The sequence below is a fragment of the Longibacter sp. genome (assembly GCF_051155795.1).
Lineage (GTDB): Bacteria > Bacteroidota > Rhodothermia > Rhodothermales > Salinibacteraceae > Longibacter.
The window spans coordinates 1-20,747 of the sequence record NZ_DAXETW010000036.1; the positions used below are offsets into that span (position 1 = coordinate 1).

Here is a 20,747-nt window from a genome sequence, read left to right on the forward strand (position 1 = left end):
AGCGAACCCGGTAGGACGGCTCCCACTGGCGTGGTCATTTCCCTCCCCGAGTTATCCGCCATGGGCCGACATCGTGGTTGAGGCAACGACCGTTACTGCCGTGCGGCTTCGCCCGGGTAGTAGACCCCGGCTTCGACGTGTGTTCCAGACCGCGGGGGGACGGACGTAAACGGGGGACCGGGACACACAGAGAGGAACCATCGGTCGGTGCGTATCACGTCATGGAAGCGCACATCCGCACGATCACGCCCGGTGACGAAGCGTTCCTGTGGACGGCGCTCTATCATGCGTTCCACGTCTCGCCGGGCGCGGACGCCTCTCCACCGGAAATCGTTCATGAGCCCGACCTGGCCCGGTATGTCGTCGGATGGATGAGCCGAGACGGTGACCTCGGCGTGCTCGCGGAGGTGGAAGGAGAGCCGGTAGCGGCCGTCTGGCCCCGACGGTGGTCGGAGGCATACCCGGGACTCCGCTTTGTCGACGAGGCGACGCCGCGGCGGTGTCCTGGTCGGTGCCGGATTCGGAATCCCCGCGGTCATGGGCAGTGGGATGCTCGTCTTGGGGTATCCCAACGGGGAGGTCTTCCTCGCCATCGGGCTCGTCGGATGGCTGGTCGCCGGTGCGCTTGCCGGAGTCGGGGCGCTTCGGACGTGAGCTTCCGCCTCGTCGCGGGGCTCGGCTCTCTTACCCGTAGAAAAAGTAGAGCACCGTCGTGGAGACGGTCACGAAGAGGAGCGAGAGGATGCTCCCGGCCTTCAGGTAGTCGGCCACGCGGTACCCGCCCGGCGTCATGAGAAGCGCGTTGACGTGGTGGGTGGGCAGGATGAACGAGTTCGCCGCGCAGAGCCCGACCTGGAGAACCAGTGCCTGGGCGCTGAGTCCACCGATCCCGACCATTTCCAGGACGAGCGGGACCATGAGCACGGTGGCCGCCACGTTCGACATGATGAGGGAGAAGAGCGTCATCAAGACGCCGAGGATGAACAGGATGCCGAAGGCGGGAACGCCCTCAATCCATGTAACGAGTGTTTCGGCAATGAATGCGGCCGCGCCGGAGCTTTCCATCGCGAGGCCGATCGGGATGAGCCCCGCGATCAGGAAGATGACCTTCCACTCGATCGCGCGATAGGCGTCCTCGATGGTCAAGACGCCGCCGAGGACCATCGCGACGGCGCCCGTCAGAAATCCGATCGAGATCGGCAGGCCCAGCGTCAGTACGATGAGGATGGCGCCGATAAAGCTGCCGACGGCCATCCACGCTTTCTCCGGCTGCTTCGGCTCATACTCGAAGGGCGTTACCGTGATGAAGTCTTCGCTCTCCTTAAAGAACTGCAGGCTTTTCCACCGGCCCTGAAGCACGAGCGTATCGCCCGCCCGGATTACCCGGTCGGCCAGGTCGCCTTCGACCACCTCGCTGTTGCTGAAGAAGAGGACGACCTGGGCGTTGTACTGCTCGCGCAGCGGCACCTCGCGAATCGTTTTTCCGACGAGGCTGGAACGGGCGGGGATGACCACTTCGAGGTAGCCGTCCCGCCCCTCGGGGACCGATTTCTCGTCGGCCTGGAGCAACTCCAGTCCGTTCACGTCGGCGAAGCGCCACACGTCGTCTTCGTGTCCCTGTACGATGAGGTGCTGGCCGGCTTCGAAGTTGTAGTCTTTCCAGATGTCGTAGTCGGCGGTGTCCGCGTCGAACACCCGGAGCAGGTTCACGCTGTAGGTGGCGCCCATTTTCGATTCTTCGACCGACTGTCCCACGAGGGGGCTGTCCTTCGGCACGCGAAACGTAAAGATCGAATCGGACAACCCCCAGATGTTGAGCAGCTTCTGTCCCGGCGACGTGTCCGCCTGGGCCGCCGATTCGTCCGGCAGCACCGTGGTACCGAAAACGAAGAAGTAACCGATGCCGATAAGCAGGAGCACGATGCCGATCGGGGTAACGGCGAACAGGCCGAACGTCTCCACGCCCCGGGCGCTGAGGAGGTCGTTGAGGACGATGAGCGAACTGGTGCCGACCATCGTGAGGGTGCCGCCGAGCAGGGCTGCGAAGCCCATCGGCATCAGCAGGCTCGAGATGGAGATTCCTTCTCGCTTCGAGATGCCCATCATTACGGGGAGGAAGAGCGCTGCCGCCCCGATGTTCTGGATAAATGCGGATAGGAGCCCGACGGTGACGGATACCGTCGAGATGATCCGTCGCCTCCCATGTCCGGCCACGCGAAGGATGAACTGGGCGATGGTTTCGGTGATGCCCGACTTGTAGAGGCCGCGCCCCATGATCATCACCCCGATGATGGCCAGGACGGCATTGCTGGCAAAGCCCGAGCGCGCCTGTTCTGCAGTGATGCTGCCCGTCCATACCAGCGAAAGCATCGCCAGGAGCGCGACCACGTCGATGCGGACCACCTCCGTGATGATCAGTACGACGACGAGGGTGAGGATGGACAGAACAATAAGGAGCTGCGGATCCACAGGCTGAGGGTTTTCGAAACGGGGAAACGAATCCCACCGGCGCGCAGGATCGAGCACAGGAGCGCCGTCAGAAAGGGGTGGGTGAAGTAAAGTATAGCCGTCAACCGCGTCGAGATGAAACTCGTTCGGTGATTCGTTACCACATTCATTCCTTGGGCGCATCCCTCATTCCGTAAACCGCGTCGTAGAACCAAAGGCGGTCGAATAGACGGGGGGCATCGAGACATCCAGCCTGCGAACGCGAAACGCGTGAGGGCAGTGAATGCAATGAGGCGCAGTGCGTAGCCGCCGTCTCGCCAGCTGCACCGCGTGCACAAAAGCCGAGGCATTCGTAGGTTAGCCGCGACCCGGCCCGGCACAAGCCGGTCCGCCGCATTGCATGTCCGCCCCGATCCCCCCGGGACGCCCTTCGTCCGGGTCTCCGGCGACACGCCCCACCGTCCATTCATGTCATTTCACTCGCACTCGTGATCGGTCCCCGGATTTCCTTTATCCTTGCTCTGACCCTGGCCTTTCTGCTTACACCCGCGGCGGCGCAGACACCGCTAAATCTCGCCGAGGACGCTACGCTCACGTTGACGGGCGGCATCCAGCCGCGGGTTGGATTCGGCGTTGAGGGGGCAGATGACACCGAACGACTCGGCCTCGGCCTCCGCCGCGCGCGGCTTCAGTTTCGCCTGACGCTCCTCGACCGTGTCGGCATGGAGTACGACGTGGACACGACGCCGGGCGATCTCCGGAGCGTCGACCTGTTTGCCTTCTACGATGTCAGTGAGACCGTCCAGGTACGCGCAGGACGCCTCCCCCCGGCGCAGGCGCGCGGTTTCATTCCGACCTCGTACACGCGGATCGATGCCGTAGACCGGTCGCCTACCGATGAGCGATGGGCGGCCGGGACGCTCGGGTCGTCCGGACGCGACATTTCGCTGGATCTGACCGCCGACCTGGGCCGGACGGAGGTGCAGGTCACGCTCCACAACGGGACTGGCGGCTTTTCTCGTGACACGGACAACTTTCGCGAGAGTGGATCGGCGTCTTCGGTCACGCGAGGGACCGACGATACGGCGCTGGCGGTAAGCGCGTCCGTTCACCACGGTGGGCCGACGGGGCTCTCGTTCGGCGGATTCGCAAGTGGAAACGCCCGGGGGAACGAGCGCACCGTTGTCGGCGATGCGCGTCGCGGCTACCTGAGCGCAGGAACGCACCTATACTATGGAGAACGCCCCGGAAGCCAGCCGGTCCGCGTCAAAGTCGAGGCAGTTGCTACCCAGTACGAGGCCGTGGACGGGTTTCGTCAGCAGTCGGTGGGCACGGGCGTGTTCGGTGCGATCCGCGCGTTCGGCCACGGCGAGGTCTTCGTGCGGGGCGACCGGTTCTGGCAAGATGTGGACGAGCGGGGCGAGATGTACGGCACGTTCGGAGCGAGTTTCAGTCCTGCCGCCGCCATGGGTCGAGACTACCGCGACCTTCGCATCACCGCATCATACCTGGTCCGGCAAACCTCGGATAGCGACATCGGCCATCTCTTCAAGCTTCAGGGCCAGATCGTCTTCTAACCCACGAATTCGCTGGCCGGAGTGTCGAGGTGATGTTCCGGTTGGTGCGAGTCTGCTCAACATAAGGATGTTTTCCATTTCCGACCGGGCGAATTTCGGGGAAGCTTACACTTCGACAACCGGATCGGGGAACTGCAAATACAGCGTCTGAACGTAGTAGCCCGCCCCGCCGGGATCGTCCGCGCGGTACTGGCTCAGGTGGCACGCATACGAGGTAGGGGGCGGCACCGCGGGGATGTTTGCTTTCATTGCCCTGTCCTCCACCGAGGAAGTGAGGCGCCCGACCTTGAAAGAACCGACGCTCCAGAGTCGAATGGTCACGTGGCCCGGCGGCGCTTCAATGACCGTAATGCCGGTGGCGTCCGGCTCGGGTTAGACCGTAGTATCACAGCCGACGAGAAAGAGAGGAGCGGAAAATACGGCAAGGGTGAGGATGCAGAACGTGTCGACGGGTCGCAACATATCGATCACAGAAGGAGAGGCCGGAAACGGAACCGACCACCGAATCTTATCGGTGAACATAAAAAGATAAAGATGAGGACACCAAGCAGAATGTACGCAACGCGCTTAATATATAATCGCAAATGACACTCTATACCGTCAATGTAAATCATCTATTTTACTCTCCTCGTTCGGCGATCGGTTACCAATAGGCACCGCGGAGCGCGTTGCAGACCGGCGTCGATCCCGCTTCGTCGAGCCCGCCGTCCCGAATAGGCCATTCACCTCGCCCTTACAACCATGATACCCCGACAGGCCCGTGGGCGGGAGGGCAGATCGCCCCCTCGCTCTACTGGGTTGTGCCATTCACGGTCGGATCGCCTCGTGTCTTCTGTCTTCGCGATGTTATCTTGGAGAGCCTCCAGAATTGTGCTTACGGTCGGATCAAATCTCGATGCGCTGTCGGATGTGGCCGGACGGGATGAAGGCGCCTGTCGATTAATCCAGCGGCGTATGCGTAGAAGCTACCGGGTACGATAGCTTGACGCCGCCCGCCTGCCCGGCTCTGTCACCTCCGCATGGTGACCTCGGCCGGTTATTAACCCAGACCTCGTGGATTCATGCGATACTTTTTGAAGATGTTCGTCGGATTCCTTCTTGGCGTCATGATCTACGAATTGATCGGCGTCGCGCTCGGGGGCTCGTTCGATCTCGCGTCCGAGTCCTTCCGCATCGTGTCGATTGCTGCCATCGCGGCCGGGCTTCTGACGGTTTTCGATCGTCGCCGCAGATCGCATTCGGACCACGGGGAAAAGGCGGCAGATCACCGGCAGTAGGTGGCGGGACCGTGCGCTGTCCGGGGCATTTACAGCTCTGCCACAGTCTTTCCCGTGGGTCTTCGATACGTTGATCGTGCTTGATCACGTATGAACCCTCGGCCGTCTACTCCATCCTTTTCGATGCAACGATCTACCCGGCACTTCAACGTGAAGGCTCTCTATGTCGTGCTGGCGGCGCTCTTCTGGGGCATTTCGGGTGGGATTGGCGGGGTCTTACTGGCCGACGGATGGGATCCCTTCGTCGTGTCGCTTTCCCGCGGCGCCATCGGGCTGGGCTGCGTGCTGATCTGGCTGGCTCTGCGTCCGGGTGAAAGCGGCCTCGGCAGCCGGCGGCTCTGGCTCTGGTCGGTCGTCGCAGGACTGGGTGTGGCCGGCAACTTCTCGTTTTACTTCGTGAGCATCGCGGAAGGCAGCGTCGCGATCGCGGCCACACTGATGTACTCGGCTCCCGTGTTCGTGTACCTGCTTTCGTTTGTGTTCGGGCTCGAAGAGCCCACCCTGTGGAAGGCGCTCGCGATCGCAGTCGTCATGGCCGGGATCGTATTGCTCACTCAAATTTATGACATCGGCGCCGATGGACTCACGCTGGTCGGCGTGGGAGCCGGACTCCTTGCCGGACTGTCGTACACCGTGTTCATTTTCGGCTTCTCGTACGCCGCTCCTCACGGAAGTCCACAGGCCATTCTCACGATCGCATTCACCGTTCTCGCCCTTACACTCGCGGTGCCGAGTGATACGGGTCAGATCTTCGACGTTCTGAGCACGCAGCAGTGGCCACTCTTCGTTGCGCTGGGCGTCCTGGGGGCGGGCCTCTCATTCGCTCTGTACATCATCGGGCTAACCGGTACGAAGCCGGCGGTGGCGTCCGTCGTGGCGATGATCGAACCCGTCACGGCCGCGCTCTTCGGCGTCTTGATCCTGAGCGAGACCCTCAACGGCGTGCAGGTCGTCGGGATGGGACTCATCCTGGTGACGGTCACGGCGCTGAGCATGCAGTCGCGTGTGGAAAAGACCCGGTCCGATGCGGCAAAGGTCCCGCCTTCCGGATAGACCTCCGCAGAACTCAAGGATGGCATAACAAAGGGGCGACGTGACACGTCTCCCGTGTACCAGGTCTTCAGGTACATAAGCTCCGATCCAGCATGTCCGTTTCTACGCGAGTGATCTCCAGCCTTCTCATCGCCGGTCTTCTGTTCGTTCTTCATCCATCGCGTGCGCAGACCTTCGGAGAAACCGGCTCTGACCGCACCGATGCTCCCACCAGTGCGAGCGCTGTGGAGCGCATCGTCGAGGCCCATATGTCTGCCAAGCCGATCCCCGGCCTTTCCGTCGCCGTGGCACAGAACGGGCGCATGGTGCACCAGTCCGCATCGGGCATCACCAACCTCGTTTCGATGCAGCCGGCATCGAATCATTCGATTTACCAGCTCGCGTCCGTGACGAAGATCATCACGGGCATCGGCCTGATGATTCTGGTCGATGAGGGCCGACTCGCGCTGGATGACTCCATTCACCAGCACCTTCCGTCCCTGCCGCAGGCCTGGAGTGGCGTGACTGTTCGACAGGTTGTCTCGCACACCTCGGGCCTGCCACCGCTGCTGGATGAGAACGGCAACTTTCCCGGAGGCAGTCGGGCGACGGCCTGGGAACGAGCGAAGAAGGACTCGCTCATCGAGGAGCCCGGAACGGTATGGAGGTACAGCCAGATGGGCGGGGAGGTCATTCGCCGGGTCGCTGAGGAGATCACCGATCAGTCGTGGGAACGCTTCGTGCACGAACGCATCCTGGAGCCTGCGAACATGCAGAGCACGTATTTTCTGCATGAAGCCCCGCCGGACTCGTCGCGGGTGACGACAGGCTACGACCTGGAGAACGGATCGCTAATCGCCCACGAATGGTCGACCTCGTACGACTACTATATTCCGACCGCGATGGGCATCTTTAGTACGACGACAGATCTCGCTCGCCTGATGACCGAGCTTCGAACCGAAAGGTTGCTCTCGCCGTCTGCCCAACGCGCCATGTGGACACCGGTCCGACACGAGGAGGGAGGAATGGCGGGGTGGGGCGACGGCACCGTCGGCTATGGCATAGGCTGGGTCGTGGACTCGGATCACGAACGGCCGCGCAAGTGGCATTCCGGCGGCGGACACTCGACGCTGGTCTATTATCCGCAGGTTGATCTGACGGTCATTGTTCTAACCAACTTGTCCGGCGCGCAACCGAACGCCATCGCCAGCGAGATTGCGGCCCAATTTCTGTAAATCGAGCCGTGGAGACACAGGGGCCAGGCCCCATAATGATTCGGGCTGGTGTAGTCGTTGTCGTCAGATTCTCCCGTACACCATTCAAGCCGTGGAAGCAACGCGAACGCGTGACCGTGCCGTCTCCGACACGTGTCGCGTCATGGGGAACTGACTCCTGGAATAACGTACTCTCTCCGCCCGAGTATCGGAACGCGCGATGCGCCCCACCCAGACGAAGACCATCCTTTTCGGTCATGACGGTTCCGAACGTATTCGACGCAAAACCCTTTGTCCCGGCGTTAGACTTTGCGACGTCCCTCCGGTTCTACACCGCGCTTGGGTGGAGGCTCAACTGGAAAGCGGACGGGCTGGCGGAACTCGAAGTCGCCGACGCCCGGATTCTCTTGCAGGACTTCTACGTCGACGAATGGGCGCAAAACTGGATGCTCTACGTTACTGTGGACGATGCTGCGGCCTGGTATGAGCACGCCCGTAACGTAATCGAAGCAGACGACTATGCTCAAGCGAAGATCCAATCGCCGAAGAAGGAACCGTATGGAGCCATCGTGACCTATGTATGGGACCCGTCCGGCGTGCTCATTCACTTTGCACAATCGATCGACGAGTAGTTAGCCCGATCGAACCACGTGTATTCGTCATAGATGCGGGCCCACCCAGAGAGCCATTCCACCCAGAGGGCCATCCTCTCCATTGCTGCAGGCGCACCATGACACGATGCAAATCAGTCGGTCGCACGGCCGCACTTGCTTTCCTCGTCGCCGTAGTACTTACTTCGTGCTCTCTCTTCGGCTCGGAAGACGGACAGGTGGTTGGAGATGCGGATCCGCCTGTTTTAGTGATAGAAAACGAAACTGGCCAGATCGCTCACTTCTTCACGATCGCCGGTCCGCAGGGTCCGTTTTTCGATGTCGCGTTCGGCGACTACAGATCCTGGCCTGCCATCGAGCCGGGCAAGACACGAGAGGTCCCGCTGACGAACGTTTACTTCTACGACGAGTCCAGCACGTACGTCTGGGTGCGCTGGAAGACGAGAGACCGCGAAGGCTCGTTCGAGGTCTCGCTCCCCTGAGGCGCCTGAGTCCGTATGTCGCGCTTTACAGCGAACGCAGCGGCCGGGCGGCATGATGGACCCATGACCCCACCGGCCGAGTCATCATCTATTTCCGAGAGGAGCTGACCGGGCTCCTTTTCTATTTAGCCGTCTCGTCTTTCCGGAACGATAAGTCTGTTCGACCTTGCCGGGATTCTGATTCTCCGCTTCACGGACGTCGACCGGCCGAAGCGCTTCTACGGGCATTTATGGGGTTCGGAGTAGACGTGGAGCATGACTTCGAGCCGGGAGCCCCCGGATACATGCAGGTGTCGCGTGATTCACGGGAGAAAATCTGATTGGAGACGCCGCCGAAAGCGGGTTATTCGACCAGCAGTTCTTGCTCTCCGTCGGTATGGCGCTCCTCGTTTTCGCGATCGCCATTCCGTTCGCACAGGTCGGCATCACGCGGCTTCCCCTTTCGCCAGGATCTTGAGCGGCATGATGTGGGTGCCGTATTCGGGGCTCACCCAGTACTAAGTCGGCCTCTTTCATGTCGTCACGCGTGCGGGCCTGATCCTTGCCGTCTGGTACCTGCTTCCCGAGCACCGATTCGTTGCCGTGTCCATCGTCATCGTCGCGGTTTTGCCCCGGTCGACCATCGTCCTGGAGCGGCGTGCCCGTCGATTCGGTGTGGGGGCGTCGAAGTAGGCCGGAGAGATCCCGTGCGACAGAGTGGCGTTTTCGATCGAAGCAGGACCAGCGTGTCCACTGCCGCCGTCATGTCATGGCGGTGTTGGTCGCTGGCACTCCGGTTGTCGCGCCTTTCTTGTCGGGCCGCAAACTCCTATTCTAAGGGTAGATGCGGCACGCCACGACCGACTCGCCGCCGCTGGCTTGCGGTTGTGCATCGCTTGTAGCGACGCTCCGTACTCACAAAGACCCTTCTCCGACGCTCGATGAACATCTGGACGCGACGGCTTCTCTATGCCATGAGCACCGTGTCGGCAGTCATTCTGCTGTACGCCGTGGTGTACCAGTGGGGCATGGCTGTTTTCGAGGCCGAGTCGATTTCGTACGTTCAGGCCTTGCAGGTCGTGGTTGAGGCGATCACGACGGCCGGGTTCGGCGGGCATGCCCCGTGGCAGAGTATCGCGCTGAACGCGATGGTGCTGGCGATGAATCTGACGGGGGTCCTCTTCGTCTTTCTGGCCGTCCCCGTATTCCTCGTGCCGCTCTTCCGGGAGGTCGTGCGGTCGCACCCGCCCACGTCGACCGACACCTCGGGACACATCATCCTCTGCACGCACACGGCTCGGGGCGACGCGTTCATCTCCGAACTCACGGCTCGTAACCAGCCGTATGTGATTATCGAACAGGATCGGGACGTGGCCCGGACGCTGTACGACGCCGGCTACGAGGTCGTCGTCGGGGACCCGGAGTCTGTCGACGTGTTGGAAAAAGCAAACATCGCCGAAGCCATTGCCGTCGTGGCCGACGCAGAGGACGACGTAAACGCAAGCATCGCACTGTCCGTCCGCGAGCTGGATACAGACATTCGTGTCGTGACCCTCGTCGAAGATCCCGCGCTGGCGACGTACCATCGCCTCGCCGGGGCCGATCAGGTGCTTTCGCCGCGCCAACTCGTCGGCGAGAGCCTGGCGCGACAGGTTCCCTCCGTGATGCGAACCACCATCGCCGAGGGTGTGCCGATCGGGGACGCGATCGAACTCGTGGAGCTGAAAGTCGAACCCGACGGCGAGCTGTACGGCAAGTCGGTCCGCGATCTACGGAATCAGGGCGGGCACGGGACGGACGTGATCGGGGCATGGCAGGATGGAGAGTTCACGAGCCCGCTTCCAGATGCGTATACCCTTGACGCCGGCGTACGTCTTTTGGTAGCCGGGCCCTCCGCGCGGATTCAGGCGCTGCAGGAGGAGGCGGCCGCGACGCTCGGCTACGCGGCGCCCCGGGCGGTGCTGCTTGCCGGGTACGGCCGGGCGGGGAAGGCAGCGGCCTCTGTGTTGGAGGGGACAAACACGTCCCTCACCGTCCTCGATCGCGATGCATCCGACGCGGTCGACGTGGTCGGCGACGTGCGGGACCCGGATGCCCTCAAGCGGGCAGGCGTGCGCGAAGCTTCGGCGGCCATTCTCACGGTCGATGACGACACGACGGCGATCCTCGCAACGCTCGTCATGCGCGACCTCAACCCGGACCTCTATATCATCGTTCGCGCGAACAAGGAGTCCGACGAGCACAAGCTGTACCGTGCGGGGGCCAACTACGTCCAGTCGCTTGCCACGGTGAGCGGCCGAATGCTGGCATCGACGGTCCTCGAGGATGAGGAAGTACTGTCCTTCGAGCAGCAGGTCGAGATCGTTCGCCTGCCGGCAGGACGTCTTGCCGGTACGACGCTCGACGCGGCCGACGTGAAGGGCGAAACGGGCGTCGTCGTGCTCGCCGTGCAGCGGGGGGAAGAGACACACGTGGATATCGACCCCGCATCGTTCGAAATCGAAAAGGACGACGCCCTGATCATCGCCGGGATGACGGAAAACATCCGGCGGTTTGAAACCTCTTATCTCGGATAACCGAGTCCCATCCTGCGCGTCCAATCTCTGCGATGATCCAGTACGATCCATCCACCTATCCGTCCGATCCCCGATGATTCACGTGAGGGCGCACCGCCCGCATGAGGCGACCGCGATCGAGCACCTGTTCCGCTCCGTATTTTCTGCCTCGGAAGGGGCGGCGGAGGGCCGTCGGATCGGCACGCTGGTCCAGAACCTTACCGCCACCCTCCCCGCGGACGACGTTCTCGGGTTCGTCGCAGCGGGTCAGGATGTTATCGTCGGGGCGATTCTGTTTTCGCGTCTTCAATACCCGGAGGATGTGGACGTATTCATGCTCTCCCCCGTGGCCGTTCATCCCGACCGACAGGGTGAGGGCGTCGGGCAACGGCTGATTACAGCCGGTCTTCAGGCACTGAAGGAGCGGGGAATTGCTGTCGTCGTAACGTACGGAGATCCCTCTTTCTACGCCAAGGTGGGGTTTCAGCCGGCGTCGCCGGACACGCTGCCACCACCGCTGGTGCTCTCCCAGCCGGAAGGCTGGTTGGCTCAGTCATTGACGAGCGACGATCTTCCGTCGCTGAGCCGTCCTGCAAGGTGTGTCGACGCCTTCAACGACCCGGTATACTGGTAGGAAACCTGACACCGTCAAAGAAGACGGGACCTGCACATCGGAAGCAGACGTCCTGCGGAAGCAACGTGAAAGAGTCGATCGCCATGGCGGCCGTGCTTCGCCCGCGTTCGGCGACCTCGGCATCCAAGAGCCGATCCGGCCGAGATTCCGCTTGATAAGCTTTACTTGGAGACGTGCATGTAAGCAGGCATCTATGTCCCGGCAGCACGCCCAAGAGCGCCGTTCTGTCCTTCAACTCCACCCTTGAGTATCTACGATCGGTCCCGGTATCGGCATTCTCGGAATCGCCGCGCTTTTGCTGTATCTGGGCGTGTTCGGCGCCGCGATTGCCGCGGTTGTGTTCCTCGTCCGTGCGCTTCAGCGGATCGCGGATGCACAGGAAAACACGTAACGAGCTCTTCAGGACATTGCCCAATTCCTGGAGCGCGTCGGCGAACCGCGATCATCCTCGGACTCGGGAACGGGGTGAAACGGCGCGGAGCACCTAATCATCCACCTGAATGACGATCGAGAGTGTCACGTTGAGAGGGATGGTGCCCGTACTCTGCCTTCTGCTCCCATCAGAGAGCATGGATGTACATGTTCGCGGCTGGAATCGGACGTTCGTGTCCCGAGCCCCGGAGTGCGGTCTAGGTCTTGACGATCGATGGCGCGCGCCAACAATTCAATCCACCCGTTGAATACGAACCGCGATACGTGGGGCCCGACGGACGCCACGGAGAGCGACGCGTACGCAACCGCGATCGGATCCACGACACCTTGCTGTGAGCGAAGCCGGAGCGGTGAGCGATGCAAAGAAGTGATCGTGCCGACCGGGCTTACCCTGACTGGCGTGTTTTCTTACATCCGAACAGTTTAAGAAGCCCATTTCGGCATTCGGGTGTCTTTATAGCCTACGTAGCGGTTACCGGTCGCGGCACGGTGCTCTACGGAAGCGTCCGCCGGTCGGGGAAATTCCGTTCATTCGACGACTTCGGCTATGCGATATTCGATCTGGCTGCTTGTGGTTGCGTCTCTTTTTCTGACCGGGTGCGTCTCAGCCGGGTCCTTTCAGTCCGCTCACTTGACGAACGTCGAACTCAGCGAGGCCAACTACAGCCTCGTCGCGACGAACGTGTCCGGCGAGGCCACAGCGTCATACATCCTGGGTGTGAGTGCGGGATGGGGGCCGGCCACGCAGACGCTGGCTCTGGCGCGCGTCGGCGGCGATCCCCTTCTGTACCGCGCCGCGTTCGAAGACCTGTGGGCAAACTTCGAAGCGGAGCACGGTTCGACGGAGGGCCGTCAACTGGCGCTCGTCAACGTTCGGTACGACGCCGATGCACTGAACCTGATCGTGTTCACGCAGCCGAAGATCTCGATCCGCGCCGACGTAGTTACATTTGAATAGCCAGCCGGTCGGGCGGAGGCAGACCGGTTGCGCACGTACTCCCGTCGTCGCCTCCGCTGACGATCTAGTTGCGTGTGATCGTGCTTCTGAGGCCCCGCTTAGCGCACCGCAGGTGCGTGGGGCGTGAGTTGTAGGGTTCATCTTCGTCATTGTCTGACGAGAAACTTGCCCCAGTCTGTCCAGTCATCCGGACGGTCGTCCCCAGATGGCAGAGGTATGTGGGTTTTATATAAATATATATTAATGTAAGGAAGAGAATAGAAGAACGGAATCTATAAGTGTTACTGTATTCCTCGTTATGGGGGCGCAATATCGGCCTGCATATTTCCTCTCCGAGCGCATCCCGCGTGTGTTAGAAAATAGCCGAACTGGCGTATCGATCGGCAGGCGGAACTATGTGGTTGCGTTTGCTATACTGGCAGGTCTTCAAGTCTCTCTGCGTCCAAAAGGCGTTAGCGTCTATTCGTATGGGCTTGAGAGCCTTCTTGCCTGGAATCATTGACAATGTCCACATCATCTCCCCTACTATAAAATACACATATAATTAGCGGTTCGTTACGTAAAAATATTATTTACATTCACCAATATGTAACAGCCATTGCGGCTGTGAAAGAAACGATCATTCCTGTCGCCCTGTGCACGGAGAAGAACAAACGGGCGGATCGGTCGCATCGCGACCCGCCGCGACCACAGTTCCCCGTTCTTTGCGCGCATTCATTCTGTGCAAGCACGCGCACGACCACTCACAAAGAGGCTCGACGCAATGACAGGACCACACGAGCAGCAAGCCGAAGGCAGTTGGAAGCAGTTCAAGGGAAAGCTGAAGGAGGCCTGGGGCGTTCTCTCCGACGACGACCTCGACAGGTACGAGGGGAAGCTCGATCAACTGGCCGGGCACATTCAGGAAAAAACCGGCGAGGCACGAGCGGACGTTCGGCGTAAGCTCGATAAGATGGCGAAGTAGACGGTGTCCGGACCCGCGAGCGGGCACAGGTCGCCGTCCATCGTATGCGGTCCATCGTATGCGGCGGTGATCCACGTCACGCGTTCGCGGGCCGGGTCCGCCCTGAACAGCAGTAGCTTGCGGCCCTCCACGACGACGGATCTTTCATAAAGCGCACCACCGATATGTTAGTGACCATTCTCCTCATCCTGTTAATCCTCTGGCTCTTCGGTTTCATCGGGGGCGTCGGCGGGAATTTGATTCATATCCTCCTGGTGATTGCACTCATCGTGCTGATCGTCAACCTGGCGCGGGGAAGAGGCGTGTAGGCCGAACCGGGAAAGCGTGCAGGGCGACCGGGGAACGGTCGGTGCGCGGGCTCCCATGCATCTTGAATTGAAATACCGGGCGCAGTCGCCTGTGGATGGTTGGAGACCCGACCGAGACCACAGGGACTGCGCCTCCTTCTCGTGGTCACCGTACATTAACACGCGTACATGTCTTCCACCGACGAATCCTCGGAGCCCGCGAATTCTGCACCCGTCGAGGCGCAGGCCAGCACGAAGACCGATGCGTCATCGCCTCCAGACATTGTTTCTCTCGGAAGAACCGTAAAAGACTCTCTCGGCGCGGTCCAGACGGCCGTGATCGGTCTTTTCGTTCTGGCTCTGGTCTTTGCATTGGACGCCGCCGCCGCGTTCATCATCCCGATTATCGTCGCGCACTTGCTCGATCGGCTCCTGTCGCCACTTGTGCGATGGATCGGAAAGATCGGTTTACCGACTCCGGCGGCGGCCGCGCTTGTTCTACTCGGCTTTGCGGGCATCATCGGGGGCGGCGCATACTATTTGTCGGGACCGGCGATGGAGTGGGTCGAGTCGGCACCCAGGGACCTTCAGGTGGCGGAGTACAAGCTTCGGGGGCTGACCGAGCCGTTGGACAAGATGCAGAAGGCCGCAGAGGAGGTGAACCAGGCCACGGAGGTCGAAGGGGAAGGAGCCACGCGGACGGTCAAGGTGCAGGAGTCGTCTGCCAGCGAGATGTTGATGAATCAGACGCAGGAATTCGTGTCCGGCCTTCTCATCATGCTGTTCCTGCTCTTTTTCTTGCTCGCAAGCGGCGACCTTTTCTTGCGCAAAGTCGTCGCGGTGCTGCCTCGATTCCGGCATCGACGCAACGCCGTTCGCATCATTCGACGCACGGAAGATCATCTGACGCATTATCTGGCAACGCTCATGCTGATCAACGTGGGTCTTGGCGTTGCCCTGACCGCAGCCATGTACCTCCTGGGTATGCCGAACCCGGTACTCTGGGGGGCGATGGGCGGCCTGCTGAACTTTATTCCATATCTCGGTCCCCTCGTCAACCTGGTCATCGTGACGATCGTCGCTCTGGTCAGCTTTGAAGCGGTCAGCTACGCTCTGCTCGTTCCGGTCGTTTACCTCCTGATCAACGGGATCGAGGGCAGCCTTGTGACGCCCGCTCTCATGGGATGGCAGCTACGGCTCAACCCCATCGTGATCTTCATCGGCCTGACGTTCTGGACGTGGGTCTGGGGCATCGCCGGGGGCCTGCTGGCCGTTCCCCTGATGGCGACCATGAAAATCTTCTGCAGCAGCATCAAGCCGCTCCGGCCGATCGCGATACTGATGGGGCGGTGACGCTCCACCCGGTCCCGTCCGCCGGTTGCGGTCACGGCACGTGGACGCCCGTTGCTTCGTGTGAGGAATCGACGGTCACGCACGGCATCATCCTTTTTTCCAACACGGAAATCCATCATGTATCTACGAGTGCTCAGAACGTTGTATGATCAGTCTGTCGAAGGCCTGCCGGTTGTCGGCACGCCGGCAGATGAGGCGCGCCGGCTCAGGCAGACCATGGATAGAGACACGGCAGAAAACCGTGCGATTCGACGCGCGATCGTCCTCAGTGGCGCGACGGGTTTCGTAATGGGACTGCCGGGCTACGTCACGATGCCGGTGACGGTCCCATCGAACATAGCGGGCGTCCTGCTCATCCAGTTTAATATGTGCGCGACGCTTGCAGCGCTGTGTGATCACCATCCCCGTGATGAAACAGTTCGCAGGGAAGCGATCCGCTGTGTATTGGCATCGAGGGATGACGTAGATGTTGAGGTGCAGGACAACACCGACGCCACTGTACCGTCTTCATCCGATACGCAGGGTTCGGTGCGTGACGCGGACGACTCGGACGACGAGGCACTCGGCCTCATCGAACGATTCACCACGAAGCTGGGGGAGCGCGGGATCCGCTTCCTCGGAGAGCAGGCGTTTCGCCTCGGGTACCAGACGGTGCGACGCGCCAACCACGGATCGCGCAGTCTCCCGCTCCTCGGCGGCGCCATCGGTGCCGTAAGCGATGGAGTGGAAACGCGGTCGGTCGGACGGCGCGCTCGTCGTGCATTCGCCAATGTGCCTCTCGGTGGCGGAGGAGACGACTTGCCGCCAGCGACATAAGCTGCATTATCATTTTCGGGGCCGCCCGACATACCGATAGGCGGAGATCGAACGATGATCTCCGCCTATCGCTTTGTTGTCATAGCTCTCCCTGGTACGGCACAAACGGAGAGCGGATGCTATCCGGCCGGCTCGGCGAATCGGCGATACCGAACGTACGAGAAGCAGTAGACGGCGTACGCGATCAGCCCGACCGCGACGAAGCCCATTAGCCATGGACCGTACGCCTGGCTCGCAAGAACGTCCAGGGCACCACCGAGGCCTTTTGTTTCGCTGGGATCTCGCTGCAGGGCGGCCCGCACGAGGAAAATGCCGATGATGGCGAAGACGACGCCGCGGGCCGTGAGTCCCCACTGACCGATGCGTCTGGCGAGCCGGCGGGTGTCGGCATCCATGTCTCCGACGCTGTAATTGCGCATGAACGTGGCATTCACAGCGCGGTAGAAGTGGTAGATGCCAACTCCGACCACGATGCATCCGGTGATCCCGACCAGCCACAGCCCGTAGGGTTGGTTCATCAGCTCAGCAGTCATACCGGTCTTGCTGGAGCCACCTCCCGACCCGGTTCCGATCAGAAGTTGTCCGGCGAACAGTCCCAGAATAAGGTTGACGACGCCGCTGACGACGTAGCCGATTCGCTTGACGAGCCCTTCGGGGTCTGTCCCTTCTCGCTTAGGGTCCATGGTTGCAAGGATGAAGCGCCATGTGCCATAGCACACGAGTCCGATCGCCGTCAAGGCCAGGCCGATCTGACCGAGCGGCGCCGCCCCGATCTCTCGAATTGCCCCCGTGCTGCCCGTTGTGGAGCCGCCGACCCCGACCGCGAGTTGGGCGGTCAAGACGCCGACGATCGCGTACACAACGCCCTTCGCCATGTACCCAATCCGTCCCAGCGTTTCGGTCCAGCCGCCGGAGGACAGGTTGCCGGCGCTTCGATGTGTTGTTCGTCGGACGCTCATCTTGTTGTACCCGTGTGCTATTCCGAGAATGGCGTACGAGCCATACAGGAGATGGGGGGAGATGTGTGGGGCGAAATCCGGAATCCGGGGGGGACACACCTGCTTATTACATCTGATACAGCGGTATGCAGCGGGCGCTCCTCGCGTCCAACCGCCGATGTAAGCCGTTCGGTCCCGGCCTCCGCTCGGACAACCGACGTGAAGGCCCCACCAGAACTGGGGTCGGGGATCATCCAAAGACGGTACCGTACTCGTGCCGGGATCGAAATCATAGGGGTCGGACCGTGAAGCCAGACGGCGAGCGGTTTTCTTATCTTCCCAGGCCCGTATTCTCCGCCCGCCCCCTTCATGCCGCTTTCCTCCCGGATCTTATCCCGTGATGGGAAAACGCTCTTCCCCAGTTTTCGCAAACACTGGGTCCCCATCACGCTGACGGTCGGTGTCTCGATCGGAGCGGCCGTGTTCGAGGGCGCGAGCATTGGCATGCTTGTGCCGTTTCTGCAGACGATCACGGACGATACCGCGTCGTTTCAGACGGGCGTGGAGTGGGTTGACACGGCGCTCCTCGGGGCCGGGCGGAGCAACGTCGAGCGCATGTACCGCATCTGTGCGCTGATTCTCGTCGCCACGTGGTGCCGGTCCACACTCAGCTACCTTTCGTCGGTTTACACTACAATCAGCCGGGCGCGGATTGTCGAAGACCTCCGCCGACGGGTGACGGATCGGCTTGCCCGTGTGGCACTCAGTTACTATGCGACGACGCGCACGGGCAACGTCATGAATACCGTCACGAATGAGGTGTCGCGGACGGCCGGAGCGCTAACGGCCCTCTTCGGATTCGTTACCAAAGGGGCGCTGATGCTCATGTACCTCGCCCTCATGTTCTGGATTTCGTGGACGCTGTCCCTGATCGCTATCGCTGCGTTCGCGGTTCTGTCCGGGGCGCTCACGCTGCTGCTCCGGCGGATCCGGGCGCGAGGGGAAGAGATCACGCGCACGAACGCGAGCTTTACGGATCGAATCGCTGAGTTCATTACGGGCATTCGAACGGTGACGGCCTACACCATGCGCGATGCGGAACGAGCGAAACTGCACGCCGCGGCGGAAGCGTCGGCGGACGCCGTAATCCGCACCAACAAGCAGAGTCGCCTCATCCAGCCGCTCTCTCAGGCCGTGGTCAGCACGGTGCTCGTGTTGCTGGTCGTCGTCGCCGTCCAGCACTTCGTCCTTGAGGGCGTGCTCAGCATGGCCTTCCTGCTGACCTTCCTGTTCGCGCTCTTTCGGATGATGCCGAACATACACGCGATCAACAGCCAGCGCGGTACCTGGGCGAAGAACAGTGCGGCCTTATCCAACGTGGCCGACCTGATCCGTCCCGATGAGAAGCCGCATCTGCAAAACGGGAAGCAACCAGCCGCCCCGCTCAGGGATGCGATTATCTACAACGACGTCTCCTTCGCCTACGAGGAAAATGCTCCCGTCCTGAAGGATATAAACGTCCGGTTCGAGCAGGGCGCCACGACCGCGCTTGTGGGCGCGTCGGGTGCGGGGAAATCGACGCTTGTCGATCTGATCCCCCGCTTCTTCGATCCTACGGAGGGTCGCATCCTCTACGACGGGACGGACCTGCGCAGGTTCGACGTGACGACGCTTCGTCAGCAGATTGCCATCGTGAGTCAGAAGACGCACATCTTCAACACGACGGCACGAGACAACATCGCGTACGGCGCCCCGGAGGCGACGGAGGAAGATGTTCGTGCCGCGGCCCGACGGGCAAATGCATACGCGTTCATCGAAGAGATGAGCGAGGGGTTCGATACCGTGCTGGGCGAACAGGGCGTGCGCGTCTCGGGCGGGCAGCGCCAGCGACTGGCGATTGCACGGGCGCTCCTGCAAGACCCAGAGATACTGATCCTCGACGAGGCAACAAGCGATCTCGACAGCATCTCGGAGCAACGGGTTCAGGAGTCGCTGGAGGCGCTCATGCGCGGGCGGACCGTGATTGCAATCGCTCACCGGCTTTCTACGATCGAAAACGCCGACCAGGTCGTTGTGCTGGAAGACGGACGCATCGTCGAGGAGGGAACCTACGACGAGTTGCTTGACCACGAAGGGCAGCTCTGGGACTACCACCGAACGCAGTATGAGTACGAGGTCGCATAGTCGCACTCGGCGCCGGGGTTCGCCGCCCGTCCCGGAGGTTCGTCTGATCGTACAGAAACCATTCGGTCACCATGTCCGACCCGGTTTTTCAGACATTCTGGTACGGATCCGAGCTCGGCCCCCGTGAAACGCTGTGTCTCACGTCCTTCGTCGAGCGAGGTGCTTCGATCGAGGTCTACACGTTCGATCCCGACCTTACCGTGCCGGACGGAGTCGTCCGGCGAGACGCGTCCGAGCTCTACGACGAGGACGACGTATTTTTCTACGAGAAGGGGATCGGTCAGGGCAACGTCGCCGCATTTTCGAATCTGTTTCGGTACCGTCTTCTCTACGAACGCGGCGGGTGGTGGGTCGATGCCGATATTCTGTACACCGGCGAGGCCGTCCCCGAGGTCGACGTGTTCGCGGGGTGGGAGACCGACGGATCGATTTGCAATGCGATTCTGAAGTTTCCCGCAGGCAGCACGGTGATGCGGGACTGCATGGAGCGTGCCGGGGAGATGGGAGGCGATGTGACGTGGGGAGAGGCCGGCCCGGCCCTTGTCACGAAGGTGCTTCGCGAGCACGGCCGCATGGACGTGGCAGCACCGGTACGGTACGCGTACCCGGTCCCGTGGCAGGAGGCTCCGTCGCTCTATGTGCCGGATCGCCGCCAGGAGATTGAGAAGAAGGTGGGCGCTAACTCCTCTCCGTTCGTGCACTTCTGGAACAGCATCCTCAGACTCGCAGGCTTTCAGCCGTCGATCGCACCGCCCCGGGACAGCTATGCCGAACGGCAGGCACGCGCCCTCGGATGTACGTGGACGCCGTCCGAGCCGCGGTACGAGCCGGGTGCGGTCCAACGCATGGCGGACAACTACCGCCTCGTTCGTAACGCCAAACCGATGAAGGCTCGCCTTCGCGCCATCGAGGGGAGCCGGTCCTGGAAAGCCGTGTCGACCCTTCGCTCAGTGCTCGGACGCGAACCGATCGGTGGGACGACCTGACCGGCCCCAGCTCTCGGCGA

18 protein-coding genes are annotated in these 20,747 nt (G+C 61.5%); 15 read left to right on the forward strand and 3 right to left on the reverse strand.

What is annotated here, in order from left to right; genetic code table 11:
* Positions 1–684: 684 nt before the first annotated feature.
* Entirely contained in the window at positions 685–2,469 is a 1,785-nt protein-coding gene (locus ACFCU0_RS04455; RefSeq protein ID WP_434972462.1) for an SLC13 family permease, read from the reverse strand.
* Between the two features lie 467 nt (positions 2,470–2,936).
* On the opposite strand from ACFCU0_RS04455, the gene ACFCU0_RS04460 reads away from it, so the two are divergent.
* A complete protein-coding gene (locus ACFCU0_RS04460; RefSeq protein ID WP_434972463.1) occupies positions 2,937–4,025 on the forward strand; it encodes a hypothetical protein in 1,089 nt (362 codons plus the stop codon).
* Between the two features lie 105 nt (positions 4,026–4,130).
* Here the strand turns inward: ACFCU0_RS04460 and ACFCU0_RS04465 are convergent, their stop codons facing one another.
* On the reverse strand, positions 4,131–4,253 hold the full coding sequence (locus ACFCU0_RS04465; RefSeq protein WP_434972464.1) for a hypothetical protein: 123 nt from the start codon (positions 4,251–4,253) through the stop codon (positions 4,131–4,133).
* 833 nt (positions 4,254–5,086) lie between these two features.
* On the opposite strand from ACFCU0_RS04465, the gene ACFCU0_RS04470 reads away from it, so the two are divergent.
* The 12 genes from ACFCU0_RS04470 to ACFCU0_RS04525 all read left to right on the forward strand — a co-directional run bounded on the left by ACFCU0_RS04470 (position 5,087) and on the right by ACFCU0_RS04525 (position 16,619).
* Positions 5,087–5,302 carry a hypothetical protein gene (locus ACFCU0_RS04470; protein ID WP_434972465.1) on the forward strand — a complete coding sequence of 72 codons (216 nt, stop codon included), beginning with the start codon at positions 5,087–5,089 and terminating at the stop codon, positions 5,300–5,302.
* A gap of 123 nt (positions 5,303–5,425) precedes the next feature.
* Complete coding sequence (locus ACFCU0_RS04475) at positions 5,426–6,355, forward strand: DMT family transporter (RefSeq protein ID WP_434972466.1); 930 nt, start codon at positions 5,426–5,428, stop codon at positions 6,353–6,355.
* A 92-nt stretch (positions 6,356–6,447) separates the two neighbouring features.
* Positions 6,448–7,569, forward strand: coding sequence for a serine hydrolase domain-containing protein (locus ACFCU0_RS04480; RefSeq protein ID WP_434972467.1), 1,122 nt, complete (start codon positions 6,448–6,450; stop codon positions 7,567–7,569).
* A gap of 236 nt (positions 7,570–7,805) precedes the next feature.
* Entirely contained in the window at positions 7,806–8,180 is a 375-nt protein-coding gene (locus ACFCU0_RS04485) for a VOC family protein (RefSeq protein WP_434972468.1), read from the forward strand.
* A 98-nt stretch (positions 8,181–8,278) separates the two neighbouring features.
* A complete protein-coding gene (locus ACFCU0_RS04490; protein WP_434972469.1) occupies positions 8,279–8,641 on the forward strand; it encodes a hypothetical protein in 363 nt (120 codons plus the stop codon).
* Positions 8,642–9,561: 920 nt separating this feature from the next.
* Positions 9,562–11,196, forward strand: a complete 1,635-nt coding sequence (locus ACFCU0_RS04495) for a potassium channel family protein (RefSeq protein WP_434972470.1) — start codon at positions 9,562–9,564, stop codon at positions 11,194–11,196.
* Positions 11,197–11,269: 73 nt separating this feature from the next.
* Complete coding sequence (locus tag ACFCU0_RS04500; RefSeq protein ID WP_434972471.1) at positions 11,270–11,809, forward strand: GNAT family N-acetyltransferase; 540 nt, start codon at positions 11,270–11,272, stop codon at positions 11,807–11,809.
* A gap of 979 nt (positions 11,810–12,788) precedes the next feature.
* Complete coding sequence (locus tag ACFCU0_RS04505) at positions 12,789–13,199, forward strand: DUF6567 family protein (protein WP_434972472.1); 411 nt, start codon at positions 12,789–12,791, stop codon at positions 13,197–13,199.
* Positions 13,200–13,962: 763 nt separating this feature from the next.
* The gene (locus ACFCU0_RS04510) at positions 13,963–14,163 is read left to right on the forward strand and encodes a CsbD family protein (RefSeq protein WP_434972473.1); all 201 of its coding nucleotides are present in this window, start codon (positions 13,963–13,965) and stop codon (positions 14,161–14,163) included.
* A 164-nt stretch (positions 14,164–14,327) separates the two neighbouring features.
* Positions 14,328–14,471 carry a lmo0937 family membrane protein gene (locus ACFCU0_RS04515; RefSeq protein ID WP_434972474.1) on the forward strand — a complete coding sequence of 48 codons (144 nt, stop codon included), beginning with the start codon at positions 14,328–14,330 and terminating at the stop codon, positions 14,469–14,471.
* Between the two features lie 168 nt (positions 14,472–14,639).
* Positions 14,640–15,803, forward strand: a complete 1,164-nt coding sequence (locus ACFCU0_RS04520; RefSeq protein WP_434972475.1) for an AI-2E family transporter — start codon at positions 14,640–14,642, stop codon at positions 15,801–15,803.
* 141 nt (positions 15,804–15,944) lie between these two features.
* Positions 15,945–16,619 carry a hypothetical protein gene (locus ACFCU0_RS04525; RefSeq protein WP_434972476.1) on the forward strand — a complete coding sequence of 225 codons (675 nt, stop codon included), beginning with the start codon at positions 15,945–15,947 and terminating at the stop codon, positions 16,617–16,619.
* A gap of 119 nt (positions 16,620–16,738) precedes the next feature.
* Here the strand turns inward: ACFCU0_RS04525 and ACFCU0_RS04530 are convergent, their stop codons facing one another.
* Positions 16,739–17,578: a DUF1206 domain-containing protein gene (locus tag ACFCU0_RS04530; RefSeq protein WP_434972477.1), complete on the reverse strand. Its 840-nt coding sequence runs from the start codon at positions 17,576–17,578 to the stop codon at positions 16,739–16,741.
* 348 nt (positions 17,579–17,926) lie between these two features.
* Here ACFCU0_RS04530 and hepA point away from each other — a divergent pair, with 348 nt between their 5' ends.
* Positions 17,927–19,741, forward strand: coding sequence for a heterocyst formation ABC transporter subunit HepA (gene hepA / locus ACFCU0_RS04535; RefSeq protein ID WP_434972478.1), 1,815 nt, complete (start codon positions 17,927–17,929; stop codon positions 19,739–19,741).
* Positions 19,742–19,812: 71 nt separating this feature from the next.
* Positions 19,813–20,727: a hypothetical protein gene (locus ACFCU0_RS04540; RefSeq protein ID WP_434972479.1), complete on the forward strand. Its 915-nt coding sequence runs from the start codon at positions 19,813–19,815 to the stop codon at positions 20,725–20,727.
* The last annotated feature ends 20 nt before the right edge of the window (positions 20,728–20,747 follow it).